General features: G+C 44.0%; 17 protein-coding genes and 1 pseudogene. 12 read left to right on the top strand and 6 right to left on the bottom strand.

Features of this window, described 5'->3' with window-relative positions; all coding sequences use genetic code 11:
* The first annotated feature begins 7 nt into the window (after nt 1–7).
* Together LRS05_RS02735 and LRS05_RS02730 are read left to right on the top strand one after the other, a co-directional pair.
* Entirely contained in the window at nt 8–2,164 is a 2,157-nt protein-coding gene (locus LRS05_RS02735) for a TonB-dependent siderophore receptor (protein ID WP_257866915.1), read from the top strand.
* Nucleotides 2,165–2,176: 12 nt separating this feature from the next.
* Nucleotides 2,177–3,589, top strand: a complete 1,413-nt coding sequence (locus LRS05_RS02730; protein WP_257866914.1) for an HmuY family protein — start codon at nt 2,177–2,179, stop codon at nt 3,587–3,589.
* Nucleotides 3,590–3,856: 267 nt separating this feature from the next.
* On the opposite strand, the gene LRS05_RS02725 is transcribed toward LRS05_RS02730, so the two are convergent.
* From LRS05_RS02725 to LRS05_RS02710, 4 genes and pseudogenes are all read right to left on the bottom strand, one after another.
* Nucleotides 3,857–4,894 (bottom strand): hemin-degrading factor, encoded by a 1,038-nt coding sequence (locus LRS05_RS02725; RefSeq protein ID WP_257866913.1) that lies wholly within the window; start codon nt 4,892–4,894, stop codon nt 3,857–3,859.
* A 12-nt stretch (nt 4,895–4,906) separates the two neighbouring features.
* On the bottom strand, nt 4,907–5,683 hold the full coding sequence (locus tag LRS05_RS02720; protein WP_257866912.1) for a heme ABC transporter ATP-binding protein: 777 nt from the start codon (nt 5,681–5,683) through the stop codon (nt 4,907–4,909).
* 8 nt (nt 5,684–5,691) lie between these two features.
* Entirely contained in the window at nt 5,692–6,726 is a 1,035-nt protein-coding gene (locus LRS05_RS02715) for an iron ABC transporter permease (RefSeq protein ID WP_257866911.1), read from the bottom strand.
* Nucleotides 6,716–7,604 (bottom strand): annotated as a pseudogene (locus tag LRS05_RS02710) (hemin ABC transporter substrate-binding protein). Before LRS05_RS02710 ends, LRS05_RS02715 begins: the two are co-directional and overlap by 11 nt.
* Before the next feature lie 187 nt (nt 7,605–7,791).
* Between LRS05_RS02710 and LRS05_RS02705 the strand changes: the two are divergent.
* From LRS05_RS02705 to LRS05_RS02680, 6 genes are all read left to right on the top strand, one after another.
* On the top strand, nt 7,792–9,006 hold the full coding sequence (locus LRS05_RS02705; RefSeq protein WP_257866910.1) for an aminotransferase class V-fold PLP-dependent enzyme: 1,215 nt from the start codon (nt 7,792–7,794) through the stop codon (nt 9,004–9,006).
* Nucleotides 9,007–9,025: 19 nt separating this feature from the next.
* The gene (locus LRS05_RS02700) at nt 9,026–9,490 is read left to right on the top strand and encodes a hypothetical protein (RefSeq protein WP_257866909.1); all 465 of its coding nucleotides are present in this window, start codon (nt 9,026–9,028) and stop codon (nt 9,488–9,490) included.
* The gene (locus LRS05_RS02695) at nt 9,490–9,909 is read left to right on the top strand and encodes a SufE family protein (protein ID WP_257866908.1); all 420 of its coding nucleotides are present in this window, start codon (nt 9,490–9,492) and stop codon (nt 9,907–9,909) included. Before LRS05_RS02700 ends, LRS05_RS02695 begins: the two co-directional genes overlap by 1 nt.
* A 4-nt stretch (nt 9,910–9,913) precedes the next feature.
* The gene (locus LRS05_RS02690) at nt 9,914–10,237 is read left to right on the top strand and encodes an SUF system Fe-S cluster assembly protein (protein WP_257866907.1); all 324 of its coding nucleotides are present in this window, start codon (nt 9,914–9,916) and stop codon (nt 10,235–10,237) included.
* Between the two features lie 89 nt (nt 10,238–10,326).
* Complete coding sequence (locus LRS05_RS02685; protein ID WP_257866906.1) at nt 10,327–10,851, top strand: DUF2480 family protein; 525 nt, start codon at nt 10,327–10,329, stop codon at nt 10,849–10,851.
* A 22-nt stretch (nt 10,852–10,873) separates the two neighbouring features.
* Nucleotides 10,874–11,764 carry a DUF3078 domain-containing protein gene (locus LRS05_RS02680; protein WP_257866905.1) on the top strand — a complete coding sequence of 297 codons (891 nt, stop codon included), beginning with the start codon at nt 10,874–10,876 and terminating at the stop codon, nt 11,762–11,764.
* 122 nt (nt 11,765–11,886) lie between these two features.
* Here LRS05_RS02680 and LRS05_RS02675 read toward each other — a convergent pair whose 3' ends face one another.
* Together LRS05_RS02675 and hflX are read right to left on the bottom strand one after the other, a co-directional pair.
* Nucleotides 11,887–13,173, bottom strand: coding sequence for an MFS transporter (locus LRS05_RS02675; protein WP_257866904.1), 1,287 nt, complete (start codon nt 13,171–13,173; stop codon nt 11,887–11,889).
* 51 nt (nt 13,174–13,224) lie between these two features.
* A complete protein-coding gene (hflX, locus tag LRS05_RS02670) occupies nt 13,225–14,454 on the bottom strand; it encodes a GTPase HflX (protein WP_257866903.1) in 1,230 nt (409 codons plus the stop codon).
* Between the two features lie 154 nt (nt 14,455–14,608).
* Here hflX and LRS05_RS02665 point away from each other — a divergent pair, with 154 nt between their 5' ends.
* From LRS05_RS02665 to LRS05_RS02650, 4 genes are all read left to right on the top strand, one after another.
* Nucleotides 14,609–16,066, top strand: a complete 1,458-nt coding sequence (locus LRS05_RS02665) for a choice-of-anchor J domain-containing protein (RefSeq protein ID WP_257866902.1) — start codon at nt 14,609–14,611, stop codon at nt 16,064–16,066.
* Nucleotides 15,996–21,461 (top strand): gliding motility-associated C-terminal domain-containing protein, encoded by a 5,466-nt coding sequence (locus LRS05_RS02660; RefSeq protein ID WP_257866901.1) that lies wholly within the window; start codon nt 15,996–15,998, stop codon nt 21,459–21,461. Before LRS05_RS02665 ends, LRS05_RS02660 begins: the two co-directional genes overlap by 71 nt.
* A gap of 66 nt (nt 21,462–21,527) precedes the next feature.
* Nucleotides 21,528–22,463 carry a type IX secretion system membrane protein PorP/SprF gene (locus LRS05_RS02655; protein ID WP_257866479.1) on the top strand — a complete coding sequence of 312 codons (936 nt, stop codon included), beginning with the start codon at nt 21,528–21,530 and terminating at the stop codon, nt 22,461–22,463.
* 20 nt (nt 22,464–22,483) lie between these two features.
* Nucleotides 22,484–24,355: an OmpA family protein gene (locus LRS05_RS02650; protein ID WP_257866478.1), complete on the top strand. Its 1,872-nt coding sequence runs from the start codon at nt 22,484–22,486 to the stop codon at nt 24,353–24,355.
* Nucleotides 24,356–24,554: the final 199 nt, after the last annotated feature.

The following is a 24,554-nucleotide window of genomic DNA, read 5'->3' as shown; positions in this document are numbered from 1 at the left end:
AGCCGCAATGCGCAGATTTACAAACGCACTTTTCTATACATCAATATTATCAGGCTTTACAGCCTTAGCACAGCAGCCGGTTCAGGACAGCATTGGCCCCCAAAAGCTGGATGAAGTAGTAGTTACCGGCCAGTTTGAACCGCAGTCACTTAAAAAAGCCGTACACAATGTTCGTGTCATAACCCGGGAAGACATTCGTCGCCAGGCAGCCAATAACCTTGCAGATGTTCTTAACCAGTATCTTAATATAACTGTTCGCACCAATGGCAGCGACGGGCGTTCACAAGTCTCTATGTTTGGGCTTGATGCGCAATATTTTAAGATTCTTGTAGATAATGTTCCGCTGGTAAGCGATACAGGCCTTGGCAATAATGCTGATCTTACCCAAATAAATCTGGATGATGTAGAGCAGATTGAGATCATTGAAGGATCAATGGGCGTAACACATGGTGCAAACGCGGTGACAGGTGTGTTGAATATCATCACCAAAAAATCGTCAAACCATAAAACAGAAATCACGGCTACCGTACAGGAAGAAACTATAGGTAAAGAATATGCATTGTTTGATGAAGGCCGCCATATACAGGCGCTGAAAGTATCACATAATTTCAGCCCGAACTGGTTTGCCACAGTAGGGGCAAACCGTAATGATTTTGCAGGGTTTTATGATGGCCTGGAGGGTGGTGAATATGCTGTAAACGATGGCAGGCGTGGTTTCCGCTGGCTGCCTAAACAGCAGATAGCCGCAAATGCGCTTATAGGATATCGAAAAGCAGACTATCGTGTTTTCTATAAGTTTGACTTTTATGACGAAAATGTAGATTTCTTTAATCCGGTTGTTATTCCAATTGATAATTACCCATTCCCTGAAACCTATTACTCAAGAGATAAGCGATACAAAACAAACCGTTATGTTCACCATATAAATTCATACGGTACTCTCTTTTCGCAGGTAATTTTTAACATCTCGCTTTCTCATCAAAAACAACAGCGTGATTTAGAAAATTTCAACTACTATATATTAAGTGAAGAAGAAAGAGATAATGTAACTAACACCTACTTATCTAAAGAGACATTATACTCAACAGGTACTTTTACTAATTTCTTTAAAGATAAAAAATATGACCTGCAATTGGGTTATGAAGCTGTAAACGAGCGCGGTTTTGGCTCGGCTGATGCAGGTTTGTTCCTTGACCAGAATGCACAGAAAGCTAATGTGCGCCAGCGCCTTGAGAATTATGATGCTTTCCTGTCTGCAGAATATAACTTTACAGATAAGTTTTCTTTCAGGCCCGGTGTAAGGTATTCATTCCAGTCGAAGTTTGAAGATCAGTACGCGGTTTCAGGCGGCCTCCGCTATTTATTCAGCCACGGTATTGAAGCGCGTGCCTCTGTTGGGCGTTCTTACCGTACACCCAACTTTGATGAGCTGTATACGTATTTTGTTGACAGCAATCACGATGTGCAGGGCAATCCCGACCTTTCTCCTGAGCAAAGTATGTCATACGAGGCAAATGCCCGCAAAACAACTTATTTCGCTTCAGGCGCACAGCTGCAGAACAATCTTTCAGTAACATTCCTTGATGTAGATGACAGGATAAGCCTTGTGCTGACAGAAGTGACACCGCTGCAACGTAACAGGTACATGAATATTGATGCATATAAAATGTGGAACCTGAGTACATCACACCAATTAAATTATAAAAATTTTGATGTAAAGCTTGGCTTTGCATTCATAGGTGTTTCGCAAGTTATAGACCTGGCCGCTTTAAATGCCCGCAGCAGCGATGACTATTATTATAATTTCAACTTAAATACTTCTGTAGGTTACCGCATCCCGAAATGGAATATGCAACTTGCCGTGTATTACAAATATAACGGTCGCTTCCAGCAGCTTGTGTATGCGCCTGATACGAATGGCAACCCTGACTTTGTATTATCAGAAATCGATGCCTTCGGAATGATGGATGCCTCTATCCGCCAGCCATTCTTTGGTAACAGGCTTGATGTAACTATAGGTGCACGTAACCTGCTTGATATTACCAGTGTACAATTTAACCAGCCCGGCGGTAATGGCATACATACTGCAAGTTCAGCCAACCTGCTAATGGGATATGGACGCTCTTACTTTTTAAAACTAACGTATAACCTCAATTTTAATTAATAATCTATAAACATGAAAAAAAGTTTCGTTTTACTTTTTGCTTTTGTTGCGGCAGTTTTTACAAGCTGTGGCGATGATGATTCTAACCAGGCTGCGGGCCCATCAATAGGCGTATCGTTCGCAAACCCTTCAATAAACATTACTGATGCCGCTACACCGGTACAGATCCTTTTCCAGAATGCAGTTCCGCAGGCAGGTACGGTAACGGTATCAACAGAGCTTACAAACGTTGTTTACGGTACAGATTTCTCTACTTCGCCAGCACTAACCAACAATACCATAGTTGTACCTTTTAACGCAGGAGCAACATCAGCTGAATTTACATTTAACAAGCTGCTTGCCAACATACCTACAACAGCTAAAAATGTAAAATTCACTATTGTAAATACATCATTTACTGCAAATTTGACAGGTAACACAACCATTCAGGTAAACCTTAACGACACTGCAGTATCTGGTGGAGCTGAGCAACCTGCAACAGGTGGCGCTACTGCTCCTAACGCTGTATTTGTTGACCTTAGCACAGGTAATGATGTTTCTGCATTAAGAACATCTTGGGAGCTTAGATTTTATGGAGGCTCTGATTTTAGGGTTGGTACAAATAATTCTATAAAAATGTCTGCAAAAGCTCTTGAAACAACAAATATTGATGCTCCTGCCCAGGCTGACGAGTCAATGTTTATAGCTCAGGGTTCAGGATCTCTGTCACAAATTGATGAGCCTCAAGGGCTTGTTGAAGGTTTGCTGATTAATGTTTCTGCTAATGATGCAGATAATAAAGTATATCTTGTAAACCTTGGAAATGGTCCTGCTTCTACAGCTCCGGCTCTAGGTTCAGACGGTTCTGCCGGAGGTGAGCACAGAGGGTGGAAAAAAATCCGAGTATTAAGGAGCGGAAATGATTATAAGCTTCAATATGCTGATATTGATGCAACTACACATCAGGAAGTAATAATTACTAAAAATGCTGCCTACAACTTTACATTCTTTAGCCTTGTAAACAATGCTACTGCGCAGGTTGAACCACAAAAGAATCAGTGGGATCTTGCATTTACACCGTTTGTAAACTCATTCTCTATGGGTGGCCCTGCAGTTCCGTATTATTTCGCTGATTTTATCGTAACAAATACAAAAGGTGGTGCAAGGTCTTACCAGGTAATGACCAGTGCCATTACTTATGAGGCCTTTACACTTGCTGATGTTGACCAGTCTAAATTTACAAATGACCAAAGAAACATCGGCTCTAATTGGAGAGGCACAGCAGGTGGAGTTGGTGGTACTGTAGCACAGTTTACTGTTAGAACAGACCGGTTCTACGTAGTAAAAGATCCTGCAGGAAATATTTATAAAGTAAAGATGACCGGCGGGGTAGCTCAAAATGGTGAGAGAGGCTTCCCAACATTCCAATATACACTACTTCAATAATAAAATATACATAGTAAGTAAGTTTGTTTTTGTTAGGTCCCGGCAGGATGTATTTCCTGCCGGGACTTTTTTATTTGAGAAAGCCCCTGAGACTCTTAGTGCCTAAGCTCCTGAGGTTTCATTGAGGATAACTATCAAAAACCTTACAAGTTGTCTCCAGTAGTTTTCATCAAAGGTTTGCATGCCTTGGTATAATCGAATCCCAATTTCTGGCCAACAAAAAAGCCGTTCCTGAAAAGGAACGGCTTTTGTTGAAATATAACCTGATTATAATGAAGCTACAAGCTCTCTCCATTCTGTAAGTTCAGGTATGCCCGGCTTACGCTTGCCGAAGAACTGAACGATAATTTCGCCCATTTCGTTGAATACCTCAATAGCAGTCACAACACCGTCTTCTGTTGGTTTGCGCACAATCCATGTCTGTGCAATCTTATCCATGTCAAGGTGAAGGTTAAAGTCAGGGTCCATCACATTGAACCAGTTGTTGTGCCACATTGTTTTGCGTACAAGGCCTGTATGAATCTGGATATTGCCACGGTTGCCTACAAAACACATAATCGGCAGTTTTTGTGCTGCAGCGCCTTCAAGCATTTTCACTATAGCGTCTTTCTCAATTTTATGTGCATGCTCTTCGCTTGGCGCCAAACGCAATGCCTGCGTCCTGGTTACGCCAAACTTCCTCAGCATACCGAAGAACTCATGCGTGTCTTTTAAATCGATCCAGGCGGCTTTAAATCCGTCCACATCAATTTCACTATCCGGTTTCTCGTCGATATCCAGCGGAACGGCCACAGTAGTTTCTTCATTACTTTGGTTATCACTCTTAAACTGCTCGACAATTACATCAAAAGCGGCATCATTGCTGTCTCTGGTTGTATATATCTTGTGAATGGCAAGGCCGTCTTTCCCGAAGAACTGAAGGCTTTTCTTGTCGCGGTCTTCACCTTTTTCTACTACTGCATACGCTTTGTCCCAAGCTGAAAGGAAGATACGGAGGTCGATGTCCTCACCTACAAACAATCCTGCATGCGGTGAACTGAAATCAGGGTTAAGATAAACGCCTTTGCGCTCGTGAACACACTCATCATTACGGGTAAGCGCCATTACCTTACTAAGTTTTTCAACCTCGGTAAGTATTGCAGCAAACTCAGGGCGAAGCCTTGTTACGCCTTCTCCTATAGATGTTGCTACCAGTTCAGCCTCGCTTACACCAAGCTTTTCAGCAGCGTTGCGTATTCTCATATGCGGGTTTTCAGCCTTAAGGGCTTCCCATTGTGATTTCAGTGTTTCAGTTGTTGTACTCATATATGCGTGTATTTAAATTCCGAAAATTATTAAAGGGTTCTTGTTTACCGGGTTAGGGCATATGGTGCACGGGAAATTGTACACCCGGCTTATAATTTCTTTAGTAAAAACCTTGTCAGGCACATCATGGCTCACTATTTTGCCTTTCTTCAACAGCATTACCCTGTCGGCAAATTGTGCGGCAAGGTTAAGGTCGTGCAGCACCATAACTGCCGTATTGCCTTTTTCTGTAAAGTTTTTTACGGTGTGCAGTATGCGGTGCTGGTGCAAAACGTCAAGGTTATTAAGCGGCTCATCAAGAAAAATGAGCTTGTTGCTTACATCATTATCCAACTGGCAAAGCACACGGGCAAGGTGTACACGTTGCTTTTCCCCGCCGGAAAGCGAGTTATAGTCCCGGTCTTTCAAGGCAGCAACATCAGTTTCTTCCATGGCTTTTACAGCGGCATCTTTATCAGCTTTGTGCGGTGTGGCATTAAAGTAAGGGTAGCGCCCCATCATCACAACATCTTTCACCGTGAGTGGTATGTCATGGTTATTGTTTTGGGAGAACTTAGCCTTGTTGTGCGCCAGGTCTTTATCGTCCCATTCTTTAAACGTCTTTTTCTTGAAGACAATGGCATCACCGCTCTTATCCATTTCGTTGGCAAGCACACTAAGCAGTGTCGATTTTCCTGCACCGTTCGGGCCCACAATGACAAGCAGCTCGCCCTGGTTTATTTCCACATCAATGCCATGCAGTATGGCAAACTTGCGGTGAGAGTAGGTTATTTGTTTTGCTTCCAGCATAATTCAGTCTACATTGTTTTTCGGCTACGTATCAGGATCGCTATAAAAATGGGCGCGCCCATAAGTGCGGTAAGTATGCCTATAGGCACCTCGCTTGGGGCGGCAATAGTACGGCTTATGGTATCGGCCGTAAGCATAAGCACGCTTCCTAAAACGGCACAAAGCGGTAAAATGATATGGTAATTCGATTTAAAAACCAGGCGGAGGATGTAAGGCACAATAAGGCCCACAAAACTAATAGTGCCGGCAAATGCTACCGTTGCGCCAACCATTAGGGCTGTGAGCACCACAATTTGTTTTTTTATTCTTTCAACAGGTATCCCCAGGTGTGCGGCATCTTTTTCGCCCAGCATCATTGCGTTGAGCGCTTTTCCTTTGTTGATGAGGAAGAAGTACGATATTGAAATTACAATGGCCAGTATTGCATTCTTTGTCCATGTAGCGCCTCCAAGGCTGCCCAGGTTCCAGAAGGTAAGGTCACGCAGCTGCTCTTCCTTTGAGATATAGATGAGGAATCCTGTAATAGCAAATCCCAAAGCCGTTATCGCCACGCCTGTAAGCAGCATAATGATAACGTTGGTGCGCCCACCGCTGGTAGATATGCGGTATACCAAAATCATGGTAATAAGCGCTCCTGCAAAAGCCATTATGCTGAGCATAGAGTAGTGCAGGTATTCGGGGATATAGTCTTTAAACGAACTGCCAAGTACGATTGTTACGGCAGCAAATAATGATGCACCGGATGTTATCCCGATAAGGTCGGGCGTGGCAAGCGGGTTCTTGAACATACCTTGCATACACGTGCCCGAAACCGCCAGTGCACTGCCTATAAGTACAGCCATAACAATACGAGGCAGGCGCAGGCCCATCATTACAAAACGATCGCTTTCACTGATGGAACCGTCATTGGTAATAATGCCCGAAAGTAATTCAAAAACAGAATGCCTCTCAAAAATATACACGCCCATATATAGCGAAACTACCGCCAGCACAGCCAGCAGTAGCACACTAAATGTCATGTATATTGATAATCTATTTTGCATTTTCAGCAAGCAGCTTGTTCAGTTGTGCCGCAGCCTCGCCAGTGCGTGGCCCGAACCCTGAAAGCAAAGCGCCATCCATAGTTATAATTTTTTTGTTCTTGCCTGCGTTAGTCTTGTCAACCCCCGGCAATTTCAATACACCTTGAGGGCCACCCAGGCTTCCAAGCCCAGAGTCAAACATCAGGATAACATCAGGATTGCCTTTTATAAGTGCCTCAGCAGTAAGCGGCTTGAAGTCTTCAAATTCTGTAATAGCATTTTGTCCGCCTGCCACAGATATAATTTTTTCAACAGGAGTGTTTTTACCGGCAACCATCAGTGTGCCTGCGCCACGTGCATATATGAAAAGCACTTTTGGCGCTTTAGCAAGTGGCTGTACCTGCTTCAGGTCTTCATCAATTTTATTGGTAAGGGCGCTATAGTCTTCATGCTTAAGAGCTTTTGCAACATCGGCAATGAGTTTTTTTTGTGCCTTCAGGAGAGAAATCCTGAGTAAATACATGTGCGTCAACCCCTGCAGCCTTGATTTTTTCAAGAAGGTCAGAATTCATATCCTTATCTGTAGCCAATATAAGGGTTGGCTGCAGCGCCATGATAGATTCTATTGAGATACTGCGAACGTGCCCAAGGTCTTTAGCGGAATTTTTCACGCTTTCAGGGTAGGTGCTGGTAACATCACGTGCCACAATCTCGCCTTCATGGCCAAGAGCAGCTACAATTTCGGTAACGGCGCCGCTAAGCGATACGATTTTATTGTTTGTTTTTGCAACAGTGGTTGTGTCTTTTGCAGTTTCAGTTTCAGTAGATTTTTCAGATTTTTTGCATGAAACGCCTGCCATTATAAGGCAAAAGGCAACAATAGCGGTGAGTTTTTTCATTGGTTATGAACGATTGTTGTTTTTACTAAATCTAAATAAGCGCAAACTTACAAACTATTTCCCATCTGAAAAAGCCGTAAACAGAATAATTTCAGGGCTGAATGTTAAAGCCTTTACAGTTCGGATTTTTAGCTAAACATGACTACCTTTGTACTGGCTTTACAGCCTTAATTTTCAGGAAAAGACTATGTTAGATATACAAAAGGTAAGGGCAGATTTCCCGATACTTAACCAAAAGGTAAACGGCAGGCCTCTCGTGTACTTTGATAATGCCGCGACCTCGCAAAAGCCGCAGGTGGTTATTGATGCCATCTCAAAATACTATAGCGAAATAAACAGTAACATTCACCGCGGGGTGCATGCCCTGAGCCAGCTGGCTACCGATGCCTATGAAGCCTCACGGCAAAAGATACAGAAGCACCTGAACGCCAGGTACGCGCACGAAGTATTGTTTACTGCCGGGACAACACACGGGATTAACCTCGTTGCAAATGGTTTTACAAAGTTTGTAAAAGAAGGTGATGAGGTAATGGTATCGGCTATTGAGCACCACAGCAACATTGTGCCTTGGCAGATGCTTTGTGAACGTACCGGTGCAAAACTGGTTGTGATCCCGATGAATGACAACGGTGAGCTAGTGATGGAAGAGTTTAACAAACTGTTAACAGATAAGACCAGGATTGTTGCCGTAAACCATATCAGTAATGCGCTGGGCACTATCAACCCCATAAAGTATATCATAGATAAAGCCCATACTGTAGGCGCTGCCGTGTTGATTGACGGTGCACAGGCTGCCCCGCACCTGCGTCCTGACATGCAGGCGCTGGATTGTGATTTTTATACCTTCTCTGGACACAAAGCATGCGGGCCAACGGGTAGCGGCGTGCTATATGGTAAAGAAGAATGGCTCAACAAGCTGCCACCATACCAGGGCGGTGGTGAAATGATAAAGGATGTGAGTTTTGAGAAAACTACCTATGCCGACCTTCCGCATAAGTTTGAAGCAGGTACACCAAATATTGCGGGCGGAATAGTGCTTGGCATTGCTATTGATTATCTTGATAGCGTAGGATTTGATAATATCATTGCTTACGAACAGGAACTATTGGATTACGGTACCGAGCAACTGCTAAAGATTGAAGGCCTCCGCATTATAGGCACCGCGGAACACAAAACTTCGGTTATATCATTTATGATTGAAGGCCTGCATCCTTATGATGTCGGCGCGATTCTTGATAAGATGGGTATAGCGGTGCGCACGGGCAATCACTGTACACAGCCGATTATGCAGTATTTCGGGATACCCGGAACAATAAGGGCGTCATTCGCTTTTTACAATACAAAAGAAGAGATTGATGCGCTTGTGGCAGGACTTAACAAAGCCAAAATGATGCTCGCTTAAAAAGAGTAACTTTACAAGTATGAAAAAATATCTTGCAATAGTAATAATGATAGTAGCAGGTGCCGGCTGCTCATCATCACAGAATAGCCAAAAGCAGGCCAGTACTGATATTACCGTATTAGAGTACAAAGCCTATACCCGCGGCTCAAATAAAGAAGTTACCATAACGCGTGATAAAGTTGAAGTGAAGGAGCTTAGGCTTGGTAAAAATATAGAAGCAACTTATCCGCTCAGTAAAGATAACTGGGACAAACTCACAGCACTGGCTAAAAAAGTGAACCTTGAAAAGATGGAAACCCTTGAGGCGCCAACCAAAGCACACCAATATGACGGTGCAATGGCGGCACACCTTACTATTACAGCAAGTGATGCAATTTACCGTAGTGTAACATTTGATGACGGCAACCCGCCGGCTGAGATAAAAGCATTGGTTGATGAAATTACCGGAATATCGGGAGTAGGTAAAATACAGGTAAAAGAATAATGACAATTAAAGAAATACAGGACGATATCATCGATGAATTCTCAATGTTTGAGGATTGGGAAGAGCGTTACCAGTACGTTATCGACCTTGGGAAGACACTTCCGTTAGTTGAAGAGCAGTATAAAACCGAAGAGAATATCATAAAAGGCTGCCAAAGCAAAGTGTGGCTGCACGGTGAACAACAGGATGGTAAAGTTGTGTTTACAGCCGATAGCGATGCCATCCTTACCAAAGGCATCATTGCTATATTAATAAGGGTGTTTTCTAATCAAAGCCCGAAAGATATTCTTGATGCTGATACCACCTTTATAGATGAAATAGGTTTAAAGGAACACCTTTCGCCAACCCGAGCTAACGGATTGGTGAGCATGATAAAACAAATAAAAATGTATGCGCTGGCTTTCAGCGCCAAACAATAAACTTATGGAACACGAAATAGACACTGCACAACTTGGCGAGCAAATAGTAAAAGTACTTAAAGGTATTTATGATCCTGAAATCCCGGTAGATATATATGAGCTTGGGCTTATATATGATGTAATGGTAAATACCGATAACGAAGTGAAGATACTCATGACGCTTACATCACCTAACTGCCCGGTAGCGGAGAGCCTTCCGCAGGAAGTGCAGGATAAGATCAATAAAATAGAGGGCGTAAAAGACACTGAGGTAGAGATTACTTTTGACCCGCCATGGAGCCGCGACCTTATGAGCGAAGAGGCTAAGCTGGAGCTTGGAATGCTTTAAGAAGTCATAAAGTTTTAAAGTTGAAAGTTATAAAGTTCTATTTGCTGCTTAAATGGCGCGAAAAAGAATTGTAAAAACAAACCTGAAACATGAAACCTGAAACAAATATAGAAGACGAAATAATAAACCGCGTTGCCAACAGCGCCCTGCAGGTATTTGACCTTGAAGATTATTACCCTGATGGTGAGCGCGTGGTAATTGATATTTCACAATGGCTGTGGGAAGGTTTTGTACTGAGGGAAAAAGAATTCCGCGAGAGCCTTAAAAACCATGACTGGCAGCAATATGAGGATAAGTTTATTGCCATTCAATGCAGTACCGATGCTATTGTGCCCGCCTGGGCTTATATGCTTATTACAACTTATCTGCAACCATTTGCGAAGAAAGTGATACAAGGCTCTGTTGAAGAAATGAACACGATATTATATAGTGAAATACTTGCGGGGTTAGACTACAGCCAATACGAAGGCAAGCCTGTTATCATTAAAGGTTGTGCCCGAAAGCCTGTGCCACAGCAGGTATATACACTGGCTACCCAAAAGCTGTTGCCTGTTGCCAAAAGTATAATGTTTGGCGAGGCATGTTCATCTGTCCCGCTCTATAAGAAGAGATAATCCGCCTAAACCAATAAACATCATGAAGAAACTATTTGCACTTCTAACATTATTCGCAGTTCCGGCGCTGTATGCACAACAAGATACGATTGCACCTTCGGGTATTGTGACTGATACAATAAGCCCGTGGATGGCTAAAGGAAATGCATCACTACTGTTTAACCAGTCTACTTTTGACAACTGGCTGGCCGGTGGTGAAAATAATATATCGGGCAACGTAGGGATTAACTATGATGTAAATTATAAAAAGGGTGTCTGGTCTTGGGATAATAAGTTCATAGCATCATACGGTATCGTGAAAACGCGTACCAGCGCCTTTGCAAAAAAGACAGATGACAGGCTCGAAATAAATTCCGTTTTGGGCAGGCAAATTTCAAGATACTGGTATTACTCCGCTTTTGCTAACTTCAAAACCCAGTTTACCAAAGGCTACATGTATGAGCGTACCGATGAAGGTGTTGAGGTGCGTGAGGAATATACCAACTTTATGTCGCCAGGCTATTTGTATGCCGGTCCCGGTATGCTGTACAAACGCGATGAAAACCTGAAAGTAAACCTGAGTCCGGCAACATCAAAATTCACTTTTGTAGATAAGGCTTTTACACTACCTGATGAAGAATACTTTGGCGTGAAAGAAGGCAAATCTACGCGATATGAACTTGGTTTTAATGCATCAGCTTACTATAAACTTGATGTGATTGCCAATGTGACGTTTGAAAACATCCTGAATTTATATTCAAATTATCTGGAAGACCCACAGAACGTAGATATCGACTACCAGTTGAATATAGTTATGAAGATTAACCGATACCTTACCACCAACCTGTCATTCCAGACGATTTATGATGATAATGCCTTCCGCGGATTCCAGGTAAGGCAGGTATTTGGGGTAGCAGTTAATTACGGGTTTTAAACAGCATTAACGTCTTCCATTTCGGGGAAGTAGAAATCTCAGTATTGTTTGACATTTCTCAGTTTCATTACATTTCGCTCGACACCTAACGAAGTGGTTCGGCGAAGCCAAATGGAAGAGGACTATATCTCCTGTACGGGCACATCGGTAAACTCGGTATGAACAGGCGGGGCAGCGGCAAGTTTGCGCTTTACCATTTTATTTACCCGCCACATAAGCCAAATACTTATCAACGTGATTGCGGCAACAATATATCCTACAATGTCATAATGTTCCAATGGGCTGGTAGTTGTTTGCTGTACAACGATTGTACCTGCAAAAGCGGCTGCCACACCTCCTGCAATTTGCTGTAAAGATGAGTTTATACTCATAAATGCGCCGCGATCTTTCATCTCGGGCACGCCGGTTACAAGCGCTGTAGATGGTACCATACGGCCAGTAATGCCAATCATCATTAATACATTAAAGCCAATAACTATCCATAATGCAGCATTGGCCAGATGAGTATAAACCACTACCACGGCAATCATCCATAAGCAGGCAATGGCAAATAGCTTCAATTTATCTACCTTATCGCTCAGTTTACCAATCATCGGCATCAGGAACAGTGTGCTCACACCCGCCACCATGAATATGAGTGGCAGCTGGCTGTGGCTCACGCCTTGATTATTTACTGCGAAGGCTGTACCGAAAGGCATCATCATAAAGCCGCCTATCGAAAGAAGCGCCGTTGCGGTGAAACCTATACGGTAATCAGCATTCCTTACCGTGTGCCATAAATGCAGGAAGGGGCTTTTGTCTTGCTTTACAGCCAGATGCGCGTTAATAGGCCCCATTCGTACACCTATAAGTACCGCCACAATAGCGGCCATAATGGCTATCCATAAAAATGGCATATGCCAGTGCCATTTATCGGCAAGGTACAGCCCGATGGGTATACCCATAACCTGGCTGGCCCCAAACCCCATTTGCAGGAATCCCATAACTCTCCCACGCTGTTGCAGTGCAAACAAGTCGGCTACGATAGCCATAGATATAGAGCCGATAACCCCGCCAAAGAGGCCGGTGAAAATACGTGCAGCCACCAGCGTAACAAAGGTATCAACCACACCACATAGTAAGGTGCCGATAATAAAGCCTATGTAAAAAAACAGCAACAGCTTCTTCCTGTCAAATTTATCAGCGAAGCCTGCAGTTAATAACCCTGAAGCACCTGCACTAAAAGCATATGCCGAAACAGCTATGCCAAATTGGGAAGGCGACAGCTTCATGTCTTTCATAAGGATATCACCCAATGGCGACATTACCATAAAATCGAGTATTACTGTAAACTGTGTTATGGCAAGTATAAATATTACAAACTTTTGATATGACGTAAGTAAAGGCGCTGTTGTGTTTTGGTCCTGCATTATTATATGTGTTGTATTAAAAAAGGATTACCCTGATGGTAACCCTTACATTTATTCCTTATCTTCTGAAAGATTTTCCTTGTAATCAGGATAAAGGAAATTATTATACGGAAAACGCGTGATATGTATTTCTCTTACTGCTTCATACACCTTTTCGCGGAATTCTTCAAAATTTTCTTTATTGGTTGCTGAAATGAATAGCGCATTTTTTTCGCCTACATTGCTCATCCAGGTTTCGCGCCATTCTTCCAGGGTATTGTGCTGCGATGTTTTTTCGGTCATCAGGTCATCAGCATCAATCTTCAGCGGCTTATAAGCATCAATTTTATTGAAAACCATAATAGTAGGCTTGTCAATGCTCTTTATGTCCTGCAATATTTGGTTTACCGATGCAATATGGTCTTCAAAATCAGGATGCGAAATATCAACTACATGTAGCAGCAGGTCAGCTTCACGCACTTCATCAAGTGTGCTTTTAAACGATTCTACCAGTTGAGTAGGTAATTTTCTGATGAAACCAACGGTATCGCTCAGTAGAAACGGCAGGTTTTTAATTACCACCTTACGTACAGTAGTATCAAGTGTGGCGAAGAGCTTGTTCTCAACAAATACTTCGCTTTTGCTTATCACGTTCATAAGGGTTGACTTGCCTACATTTGTATATCCTACCAGTGCTACCCGTACCATAGCGCCCCGATTGCTGCGCTGTACACTCATCTGGCGGTCTATAGTCCTGATTTTTTCTTTTAATAAAGCTATTCGGTCGCGCACAATACGGCGGTCAGTCTCAATTTCTGTTTCACCGGGTCCGCGCATACCTATACCGCCACGCTGGCGCTCAAGGTGTGTCCACATACCCGATAGGCGTGGCAGTAAGTACTGGCATTGCGCCAGCTCAACCTGGGTGCGTGCATAAGATGTTTCCGCACGCTGCGCAAAAATGTCAAGGATGAGGTTGGTACGGTCAAGTACTTTACAGTCAAGCTCGCGGGTCAGGTTTTTTTGCTGGGCAGGAGTAAGCTCATCATCAAAGATTACGGTAGAAACACCATACTCTTTAATATATGTATTAATCTCTTCAATTTTTCCGGTGCCTAAAAATGTTTTTGGATTTGGTTTATCCATTTTCTGCGAAAATCGCTTTATAGCCTCTCCGCCAGCGGTAAAAGTCAGGAATTCCAGTTCATCCAAATATTCATTAAGTTTATCTTCAGACTGATTTTGTGTAATTATTCCTGCAATTACTGTCTTTTCAAAATTTGTAGTTTCCTTTTCAAGCATAAAATAGATATCAATTTGCAAATTTAGAAACTAAACGAGAACATTCTTTCAAAAAAATATGTTAAAACGCCATTCAATGTTAAATTTTATTTAAATGTTAATAGGAAGTTATATTTTTTTAAATTTGGAGATTCTATTACCAAAACTAAAATCTATGAAAAAATTTACGCTATCACTTTTCATGATGATATTTACCATCTGCGGCGCATATGCACAGCTGGCTTTCGAATCTTTCGAGGTTTGGCCTGCTCCGGGATGGGCAATATATAATGATGTGACAGATGCACCCCAGTCTACGGTGACATGGGTACAATCAGCGGGTTCCGGTGCTCAGGCTGGTTGTAACGGCACGTATGCGGCCTTCCTTCAACGTGAAAACCTGCTTCCGCCAAATGGCAGGCCTATTGACTGGCTTATTTCGCCGGCATTTACGGTGCCTACAAACCCTATCTTGAAATTTTGTACCAAACTTACTTTGCAGGCAGGACAGGGAAATGAATTTGACATTCGTATCTCTGAAAATCCGACCCAGCTGGCTTATGGAAATTATGTTTCTTTAATTGACGGCTCAACAGGAACATTTCCTTTAAGTGAGGCCCAGCTAATGGAAAACGGCGACCAGCTTCAATATTTAAATAAGATTATAACAATACCAAACAGCTATATAGGAAAAACATGTTATATAGCTTTTGTTATGAAAGGCGTGACTAACCAGGGAGACCGCTGGCTTATTGACGCCGTAAGCGTTGACAAGCGTTGTGATAAGCCTACAGCGGCAAATCCTGTGTTTACAAACCCAACTACATCAGGAGCTACATTGCAATGGGTAAACCCAAGCGGGGCAACAAGCCATGAAATTGAAGTTGTGCCGGTAGCGGCCAGCCCTACAGGCATAGGATATGTGGTTAATGCAACTACATCAGTTGTTTGGCCTGCGGGAGGCGCACCAAACCTTACACCGGCTACTGCTTATAAATATTATGTAAGGTCACTTTGCTCGCCAACAAACCCCAGTGAGTGGGCAGGCCCTTTTAACTTTAGCACAGTGTCGCTGGGCGCACGATGTGGAGAGCCACTGCCAATTAACAACCTTCCGTTCCAAACCAGTAATAATACCGTCAACTTTGGTGACTTTGTAGACGGTACTCCCGGAACATCTTGTAATGCAGGCGCTACAGCATTGAATGGTAATGAAGTAATATATAGATATACAGCTACTTTTACAGGCCTTATCAATATAAACCTTACTAATAATGGCCTTAATTCAACCATGTTTGTGTATACAAGCTGTGATAACATTGGTGCTATTTGTGCTGCCGGTGGTACGGGCAGCAATGTGCCTATAAACCTTAACAACTTTGCAGTTACTACAGGTCAGGATTATTATATAGTAATTTCTACTTCAGGTTCAACCCAAACTACTCCTTATACATTAATTGTACAGGCAGCAAGCTGTACGCCGCCTACAAGTACGCCTCCTACAACAGGTATAGGTCCAAATTCGGCGACACTTTCATGGGATCCTGTTGCAACAGGTATTGTTGAGTGGCAAATTGTGGTGCAGCCACAAGGGGGGCGGAATACCACAGGGCACAGGTATAACTACGGATAACAATACAGCGTATCTTGCTGATGGGCTTCAGGAAGCTACACCTTATGAATACTGGATACGTAATAATTGTAATAACGGTACCTTTAGTGCATGGGCAGGGCCATACCTGTTCTCAACAACACAGGTGCCTGCAATATTAAACTACAGCCAGGACTTTGAAACATTGCCATCAGGCTTTTCATTTATAAGCGGAACGCAGCCTAACAAGTGGGTTGTTGGCAATGCCACAAGTAACGGAGGCACAAATGCTCTTTATATATCAAATGATAATGGCGTAACAAATGCTTATACAGAAACAACTACATCTATAGTACATGCTTATCGGGATATTCAAATCCCGGCGGTGCTGGGCGCATCAAATGAAATAAGTGTTGCTTTTGACCTGAAGGGTATTGGAGATGCAAATGATTATTTGAGGGTGTGGCTTGTGCCAACAAATTACACTATTCCGGCTACAGGTATAACCGCACTTGCCAACCAGCGTATAAAGCTAGGCCCGGATTATTTCAATAATACTGCATGGACGAATATTGAATACACACAAAACGTACAGCCATTTGCCGGACAAATAATGAGGCTTGTATTTGAGTGGCGTAACAATGCTACTGTAGGCAATCAGCCTCCAGCGGCGATTGATAATCTTAATGTAAGATTAATTTTATGTGCAAAACCAAGTAACCTGCAGGCAACAAACCCTACAATAAACTCTGTTAATCTTACATGGAACGCACCGGCAAACGGTGGCGCTGAATCGTATGACTATTACTATTCTACATCGCCTGTTCCTCCAACTGATGCAACTCCGGAAAACGGAAATACTGCAAACCTTTTTGCAAACCCTACAGATCTTGTGGATGCTTCTACATATTATGTATGGGTACGCAGCGTATGTAGCGGTACAAACGGCAAAAGCCTTTGGTTTGGCCCGGTTATGTTTATGACTCCGCAAATTCCGGCTACCCTAAATTACAGCGAAGGTTTTGAAGGTACAACTTCAAGCTTCAGCTTTGTAAACGGTAACTTCGTAAATAAATGGGCTGTTGGCTCTGCAACTGCAAACGGAGGTACAAAATCATTGTATATATCTAATAACAACGGTACAGACAATGCTTATACCACCACAACAACCACTACTACCGTTTTTGCTTATCGCGACTTTACAATACCGGCTACACTGCCTCACAATGAGATTGATGTAAGCTTTGACTGGAAAGGTGCAGGCGAGAGTACATTTGACTATTTGAGGGTTTGGATTGTTCCTGTAACATTTAACCCGACAGCAGGTACGCAAATAACTGCATCTGCGGCCCAGGGCAGGGTACAAATTGGCGGAAACTTTAACCAGAACACTAACTGGACAACAGTTCTAAATACACTTAACGTTCAGCAATACCTTGGCACAACAAGACGTATTGTATTTGAATGGCGTAATGACGCTACTGATGGCGCCCAGCCGCCAGCAGCGGTTGATAATATCAATATTAAGATTGTAACTTGTAAAAAACCTACAAACCTTGCTGCACCGCTTGCTACAATAACGCAGACTACTGCACAGCTAAGCTGGGTTGACCCGAACGGCGCTACAGAATGGGATATTTTTATATCTCCGGTAATAGGCGGTACGGCACCAACTGAAGCTACACCGGGAATAGATGTAACAGGTGGCTTACCTACCTATCCTGCAGATGGCCTTACGGCCGGTACGCAGTATAACTTCTGGGTACGTGCTGTATGTGGCGGTACAAATGGCATCAGCCAATGGGCAGGTCCATTCCAATTCTCTACCAAAATTGCGAATGATGAATGCGACCAAGCCATTACGCTTACAGTAAACCCTGACTCTCTTTGTGGTGTTACTACATTAGGAACTATAAATGGTGCAACAGCATCGCCACAGCCAAACTCTTGTACAGGTACTGCGGATGATGATGATGCATGGTTCCAGTTTACAGCAACTCATGATGAACATTATATTGCACTTCTGGACACGAATGGGCCTAACGGTACAAGATTATCAACAGATGATTTAATTTTTGCTGTATATAGTGGTGATTGTACTACAGGGCTTACGCAAGTAAGCTGTAGTCCTGATAATAACAGGATAATTCCGAACCTTATACCTGGCCAAACATATAAAGTTAGGATATACAGTGCCGGTACAACGCCGCGCAACTGGTCATTCAGGATATGTGTGGGTGTAGTATTTAATTGTGAGGATAACTCTTCGACTTTCTGCGCTGGTCCTGATTCACCTCCGTTCCAGTTCCTTGGTTCTGTGGGTGTACCAAACCTTGGCACAAGAAACTGTCTTTCAACTACACCAAACCCTACTTTCTTTACGGTTAAAGTACTTACTCCAGGTCCGCTTCAGTTTACAGTATCTCAAACACTTATAGGTGGTGGCGGTATAGATGTTGACTTTATTGCTTACGGTCCGTTTACAGGCCCTACAGCAGGCTGCGCAGCAGGCTTGATTCCTGCTAATGTTAAAGACTGTAGTTATTCAACAGCTGCAGTAGAGCAGATAGATATACCTAACGCACTGCCAGGACAGTGGTATACAATTATGGTTACTAACTTTAATGGTGGCCGTAGTACAGTAAACTTTACACAAAACACTAACCCAGGTTTTGCCCAGTCTGACTGTAATGCCATATGTACAGTTGACCTTGGCCCTGACGAAATACTTTGTGGTATACCTTCAAAAGTGCTAACAGCTACCGTTATTGATGCTGACGGTTATAAGTGGTTCTTAGGCACTGAAGAAATTATAGGTGCCACATCATCAACCTACACCGCAACACAAACAGGTATCTACAAGGTTATTGTTGATAAGCCGGAGTGTTTATCAGTAATTACAGATGAAATCAGCCTGACGTTTGGCCCTGCGGTTAACCTGCCGACCCAAATCACTGCATCTGTATGCGGAGCAGGCGGTACTGCAAGTGTATTGCTTCCAACTTTCAACAACACAGTATTGGGCTCGCTTGACCCTTCACAATATGTTGTTGAATATTATCTGACCCAGGCAGCAGCAAATGCGGGTACAGCCCCTCTAGATCCTGCTATTGCCGTTACGCTCACCGGCCAGTCACTATTTGTAAGAGTAGAGAGCGCCATAGCAGCTACATGTTTTGATACGTCCGAGCTTGTTGTAAATATTGTTACTGCCCCTGCTGCTACCATATCTTATACAGGTTCTCCTTACTGCTCAAACGAAGCTACAGGAACTGTAACACAAACCGGTAACGTAGGAGGTGTTTACTCATCAACAACAGGACTTTCAATTAATGCTTCTACTGGTGCTATAGATATAGCTGCCAGCACACCGGGCACATATACTGTTACATATACAATTGCACAAACAGCTACCTGTGATGAATTTACAACAACTACCCAGGTAACTATAGTAGAAGCCCCAACGGCTACAATTAGCTATCCTACACCATTGTGCAGTAACGGTACAACGGCTCAGGTAACACAAACAGGTACTACTGGCGGTACATATACATCTACTGCTGGCCTTGTGATAGACCCTGCTACAGGTGAAATCAATATAGCGGCAAGTACAATCGGAACGTATGATGTAACGTATACCATAGCAGCTACAGCAGATTGTGCTGCATTTTCAACACAGGCGCAGGTTGTTATAACCGCAGCTGCTACGGCTACTATCAATTATCCATCATCGCCATTCTGTTCAAATGAGACTACAGGAACAGTGACACAAACAGGTGATACAGGAGGTGTTTACTCATCAACAACAGGACTTTCAATTGATGCGGCTACAGGCGCTGTTGATATAGCTGCCAGTACACCGGGTACATATACTGTTACATATACAATTGCCCAAACAGCTACCTGTGATGAATTTACAACAACTGCTCAGGTAACTATAGTTGAAGCTCCGTCAGGAACAATTAGCTATACCACACCATTGTGCAGTAACGGTACAACGGCACAGGTAACGCAAACTGCTACTGCAGGCGGTACCTATACATCTACTGCAGGCCTTATAATAGACCCTGCTACAGGTGAAATTAATATAGCGGCAAGTACACCTGGAACATATGATATAACCTATACCATAGCAGCCACAGCAGATTGTGCTGCGTTTTCAACACAAGCACAAATAGTTATTACACAAATCGCTACAGCTACTATTGATTATGGTACTGGTCCATTCTGTTCAAACGGTGGTGTTATTTCGGTAACACAAACAGGGACCACAGGAGGTTCATATACATCTTCAACCGGCCTGTCAATCAATGGCACTACAGGTGATATTGACCTTGGTGCAAGCACTGCAGGTACATATACTGTAACATACACTATTGCTGCAACCGGAGGATGTGACCCTGTTACAGCTACCGCTTCAGTAACAGTTACTGCGCTTCCTGTAGCGGCATTTACCTATAGCCCTGCTATTGTATGCCAAAATGTGGCAAACGTAGCTGTAACGTTGGGTGGCGGCTCTACTGCGGGTACATTTACTTCAGGCCCTGGCCTTACTATTGACCCTGTAACCGGCGCAATCACTCCGGGTACAAGTACACCGGGTACATATATAGTTACAAATACTATTGCTGCAGCAAATGGCTGTCCTGCTGTATCAGATACATTTACGGTAACAATCAATGCCGCTCCGGTTGCAACATTCAATTATACAGCATCGCCTTATTGTAAAGATGATGGCACTGCATCACCAACACTTAACGGTGTTGCAGGTACATTCTCTTCAACAGCAGGGCTTGTTATAAACGCTTCAACAGGCCAGGTTGACCTTGCAATGAGCGAGCCTGGTACATATACAGTAACTAATACCATAGCAGCTTCTACAGAATGTCCTTCATTCTTTGAAACAGCAACAATTACAGTAATTGCAAACCCTGATGTTTTTGTAGAGCAGGGTTGTGATGGTAACAATTATGTACTTGAAGTTAACTTTGACAATGATGATGTTTATACTGAAGATACGGTAACCTTCTCTTGGATTGACCCTTCAGGCAACACGCTTACCCAAACAGGGCGTGAGGTTATTGTTACTGCAACCGGCACTTATAATGTTATTGTTACCCCTAATGCTGCGGGCGCTTGTGCTGTAACAGTACCGGTTCAGGTAGATAATACAACCTGTATGGTACAGCGCGGTATATCGCCGAACAATGACGGTAAGAACGACACATTTAACCTGTCAGCGCTTGATGTTACCAAGATAAGCATCTTTAACCGCTACGGTCAGGAAGTGTTTAGTTACGGTGCGTATACAGACCAGTGGCATGGCCAGGGCAAAGGCGGTGATGAGCTTCCTACGGGAACTTATTTCTACAGCTTTGAGCGTGCCAACGGAGAGAAAGCCACAGGATGGGTTTACATTAACCGTGAAGAGAACTAATACAAAAAAGTAAGGGTGTGGCAACAGCTGCACCCTTATCTTTTATATAAAATCTAACCAACAAACATGAAGAAACTATATTTTGCAGCATTGGCTGCGTTGGGTTTTTTTGCTGAGGGATATTCCCAGCAGGACCCTCACTACACGCAGTACATGTACAACATGAACGTCATCAACCCGGCCTATGCGGGCTCGAAGGAGAATTTAGCCTTTGGCCTGTTATACCGCAAGCAGTGGGTAGACATAGAAGACTCACCCACCACTATGACCTTTTCGGGCCACAGCCCGGTAGGCAAGAATGTAGGCTTAGGCTTATCGGTAGTAAACGATAAGATAGGCCCGGTGGAGGAGACCAATTTTTACGGCGATTTCAGCTACACGCTGAACCTTGGAGGTGAGCACCGCCTGGCCCTGGGGATCAAGGCAGGCTTAACGCTTCATGATGTAGGCCTGTATACCGATATCGGGCAGAACAACGTACCCGATGCCAATGACCCGGCTTTCAGCGAGAACACCAACAATACCTATTTCAACGTAGGGGCAGGCTTTTTCTATTATACAGAGAATTACTATGTAGCCTTCTCGGTGCCGAACATGCTCAAGAGCAAGCACCTTGACATAACCGACAACGGGCAGGAGAGGCAGTTCGGCTCAGAGACCCAGCACTACTTCTTAACGGCGGGTTATGTATTCCAGTTGAATGACAACATCAAGTTCAAGCCATCAGGATTGCTCAAGTCAGCCTTTGGCGTTTCGCCGAGCTTTGACGTATCGGCCAACTTTTTGTTCTATGAGCGTTTTGAGATAGGGGCCACCTACAGGATAGATGACAGCTTCGGCGCGATGGTAAACTACGCCATCACCCCGAACCTGAGGATAGGTTATGCGTATGACCACATTGTGTCAGACCTGAACGTGACCACGCCATCGTCACACGAGGTGATGCTGCTGTTCGACCTGAACTTCCCGAAGAAAGTATCCCGTTCACCACGTTATTTCTAACCTAAACGCCAGAGAAAGACATGAAAAATATCTATATAAGCCTTGGGATGCTGCTATCGGTGATGGCAGTAAGCGCCCAGAACAAGGATACCGAACAAGCTGACAAGCTATATGAGAGGCTGGAATATGTAGAGGCTGCAGACGCCTACCTGAAGCTAGCCGAAAAGAGCGAAGACCCGTATGTATACAGAAGGCTTGCCGACAGCTACTACAACGTATTCAACTCAAAAGAAGCCGTAAAATGGTACCCTAAAGCCATAGCCGGCAATGCAGATGCAGAGCTTAACTACAACTATGCGCAGATGCTTAAGGCAGAGGGCAGGTATGACGAGGCCAACAAGCAGATGCAGCAGTTTGCGGCCAAAGCCCCGAATGACCAGCGTGCCATCATCTTCAAGCGTGACCCTGACTACCTTCCGAAGCTAAGGAACCAGGAGAAGCTATTTGATGAGAAGCTTATGGACATCAATGATCCGAAATACAGCTCATTCGGCGGGGTATTGACCAATGACAACACATTGTACTTCACCAGCGCACGCAACACCGCCCGCAAAACCTACGGGTGGAACGAGCAGCCGTACCTTGACATCTATACAGCCACCTACAATGCCAACGGCACCTTCTCAGCCCCGACCCCTGTGGCCGAGGTGAACAGCAAGTGGCATGACGGCCCTGTGGCCGTAACGGCTGACGGCAACACCATGTACTTCTCAAGCGAAAGCTTCAAGGAAAAGAAGTTTGAGAGAGACAGGGAAAACAACCTCAAGAAAGGCCAGGTATACCTGTACAGGTCAGTAAAAGAAAACGGCAAGTGGGGCAAGCCCGTAGCGCTTCCGTTCAATGACAAGAGGTACTCAACAGGCAACCCTTCGATAAGCGCAGACGGCAAGACGCTGTACTTCGTATCCGACCGTGAAGGCTCGATAGGCGGGGCAGACATCTGGAAGGTAGCCGTAATGGAAGGCAACACCTATGGCGAGCCGCAGAACCTTGGCACCAAGGTAAACACCGAAGGCGCAGAGAACTTCCCGTTCATAGCCGATGACGGCAAGCTGTACTTCACCTCAGACGGAAGAAAAGGTTTCGGCGCTATGGACATCTTCGTGATAGACCTTGCCAAAGGCGGCGATGCAATGAACGTAGGCATGCCGGTAAACTCGCCAAAAGACGACTTCGCCTTCTCGATCAACCAAAAGAAAGGCCTTGGCTTCTTTGCCAGCAACCGCAGCGGGGTAGACCAGCTCTATACAGCAACGCCGGTATGCGGAGTGGAAGCCATCGTGATGGTACGCGATGCCAAGACAGGCGCACCGCTTGCCTCGGCCAAAGTAGCGATACTTGATGAGAAGAACAACGTGATAGAGACACGCACCACAGGCGCAGACGGCAAGGTAACCTATGCCATAGACTGTGACAGGGCCTACACGGTACAGGCATCAGTTGAAGGGTATGAGAACAACACCTTCCCGATAGCCAAGACCAAAGGCGGCACGGTAAATATTGACGCCAGCCTGAACGAGATAGCCAAGATTGTGACCGAGACCGAAGTAGTGCTGAACGATGTATACTTTGAGTTTGACAAGAGCAACATCACCAAAGAAGGCGCCTTTGAGCTTGACAAGCTTGTAGAAGCGCTGAAAGCCAACCCGAACATGGTGATTATGGTAAAAGGCCACACCGACTCACGCGGCAGTGACCAGTACAACATGAACCTGTCAAACCGTAGGGCTAAGAGCGCAGTGCAGTACGTGATATCACGCGGCATCAACAAAGCCAGGATATCAGGCCAGGGATATGGCGAGAGCCAGCCTAAGGTACCATGCGGTGACAACTGTACCGAAGAGCAGCACGCACAGAACCGCCGCTCAGAGTTCCTTATCGTGAAGAAATAACTTTACAAACCACCCAATACTTTAAAAGCATCCGTGAAAACGGGTGCTTTTTTTATTTATGAATTACGGACTTCAATATAAAGACACATAAGAATCTAATCTCTATTACAAGCAAACATGCTTAAGCAATTAATTCTTGTTTATCGTAAGTTGATACCCACAATTGATCCAAAATAAAACGATGTCCATAAAATGACAA

It is taken from the genome of Flavobacterium sp. J372, from assembly GCF_024699965.1.
Lineage (GTDB): Bacteria > Bacteroidota > Bacteroidia > Flavobacteriales > Flavobacteriaceae > Flavobacterium.
Note: the sequence above shows the minus strand (reverse complement) of the source record. Positions and strands in the feature narration are given on the sequence as shown.

Coding starts and splice junctions, on each gene's coding strand:
- LRS05_RS02715 (WP_257866911.1), bottom strand. CDS start 6,726: ATGCAAAATAGATTATCAATATACATGACATTTAGTGTGCTACTGCTG.
- hflX (WP_257866903.1), bottom strand. CDS start 14,454: ATGCTTGAAAAGGAAACTACAAATTTTGAAAAGACAGTAATTGCAGGA.
- LRS05_RS02720 (WP_257866912.1), bottom strand. CDS start 5,683: ATGCTGGAAGCAAAACAAATAACCTACTCTCACCGCAAGTTTGCCATA.
- LRS05_RS02655 (WP_257866479.1), top strand. CDS start 21,528: ATGAAGAAACTATATTTTGCAGCATTGGCTGCGTTGGGTTTTTTTGCT.
- LRS05_RS02735 (WP_257866915.1), top strand. CDS start 8: ATGCGCAGATTTACAAACGCACTTTTCTATACATCAATATTATCAGGC.
- LRS05_RS02705 (WP_257866910.1), top strand. CDS start 7,792: ATGTTAGATATACAAAAGGTAAGGGCAGATTTCCCGATACTTAACCAA.
- LRS05_RS02730 (WP_257866914.1), top strand. CDS start 2,177: ATGAAAAAAAGTTTCGTTTTACTTTTTGCTTTTGTTGCGGCAGTTTTT.
- LRS05_RS02650 (WP_257866478.1), top strand. CDS start 22,484: ATGAAAAATATCTATATAAGCCTTGGGATGCTGCTATCGGTGATGGCA.
- LRS05_RS02725 (WP_257866913.1), bottom strand. CDS start 4,894: ATGAGTACAACAACTGAAACACTGAAATCACAATGGGAAGCCCTTAAG.
- LRS05_RS02685 (WP_257866906.1), top strand. CDS start 10,327: ATGAAACCTGAAACAAATATAGAAGACGAAATAATAAACCGCGTTGCC.
- LRS05_RS02665 (WP_257866902.1), top strand. CDS start 14,609: ATGAAAAAATTTACGCTATCACTTTTCATGATGATATTTACCATCTGC.
- LRS05_RS02700 (WP_257866909.1), top strand. CDS start 9,026: ATGAAAAAATATCTTGCAATAGTAATAATGATAGTAGCAGGTGCCGGC.
- LRS05_RS02690 (WP_257866907.1), top strand. CDS start 9,914: ATGGAACACGAAATAGACACTGCACAACTTGGCGAGCAAATAGTAAAA.
- LRS05_RS02695 (WP_257866908.1), top strand. CDS start 9,490: ATGACAATTAAAGAAATACAGGACGATATCATCGATGAATTCTCAATG.
- LRS05_RS02680 (WP_257866905.1), top strand. CDS start 10,874: ATGAAGAAACTATTTGCACTTCTAACATTATTCGCAGTTCCGGCGCTG.
- LRS05_RS02675 (WP_257866904.1), bottom strand. CDS start 13,173: ATGCAGGACCAAAACACAACAGCGCCTTTACTTACGTCATATCAAAAG.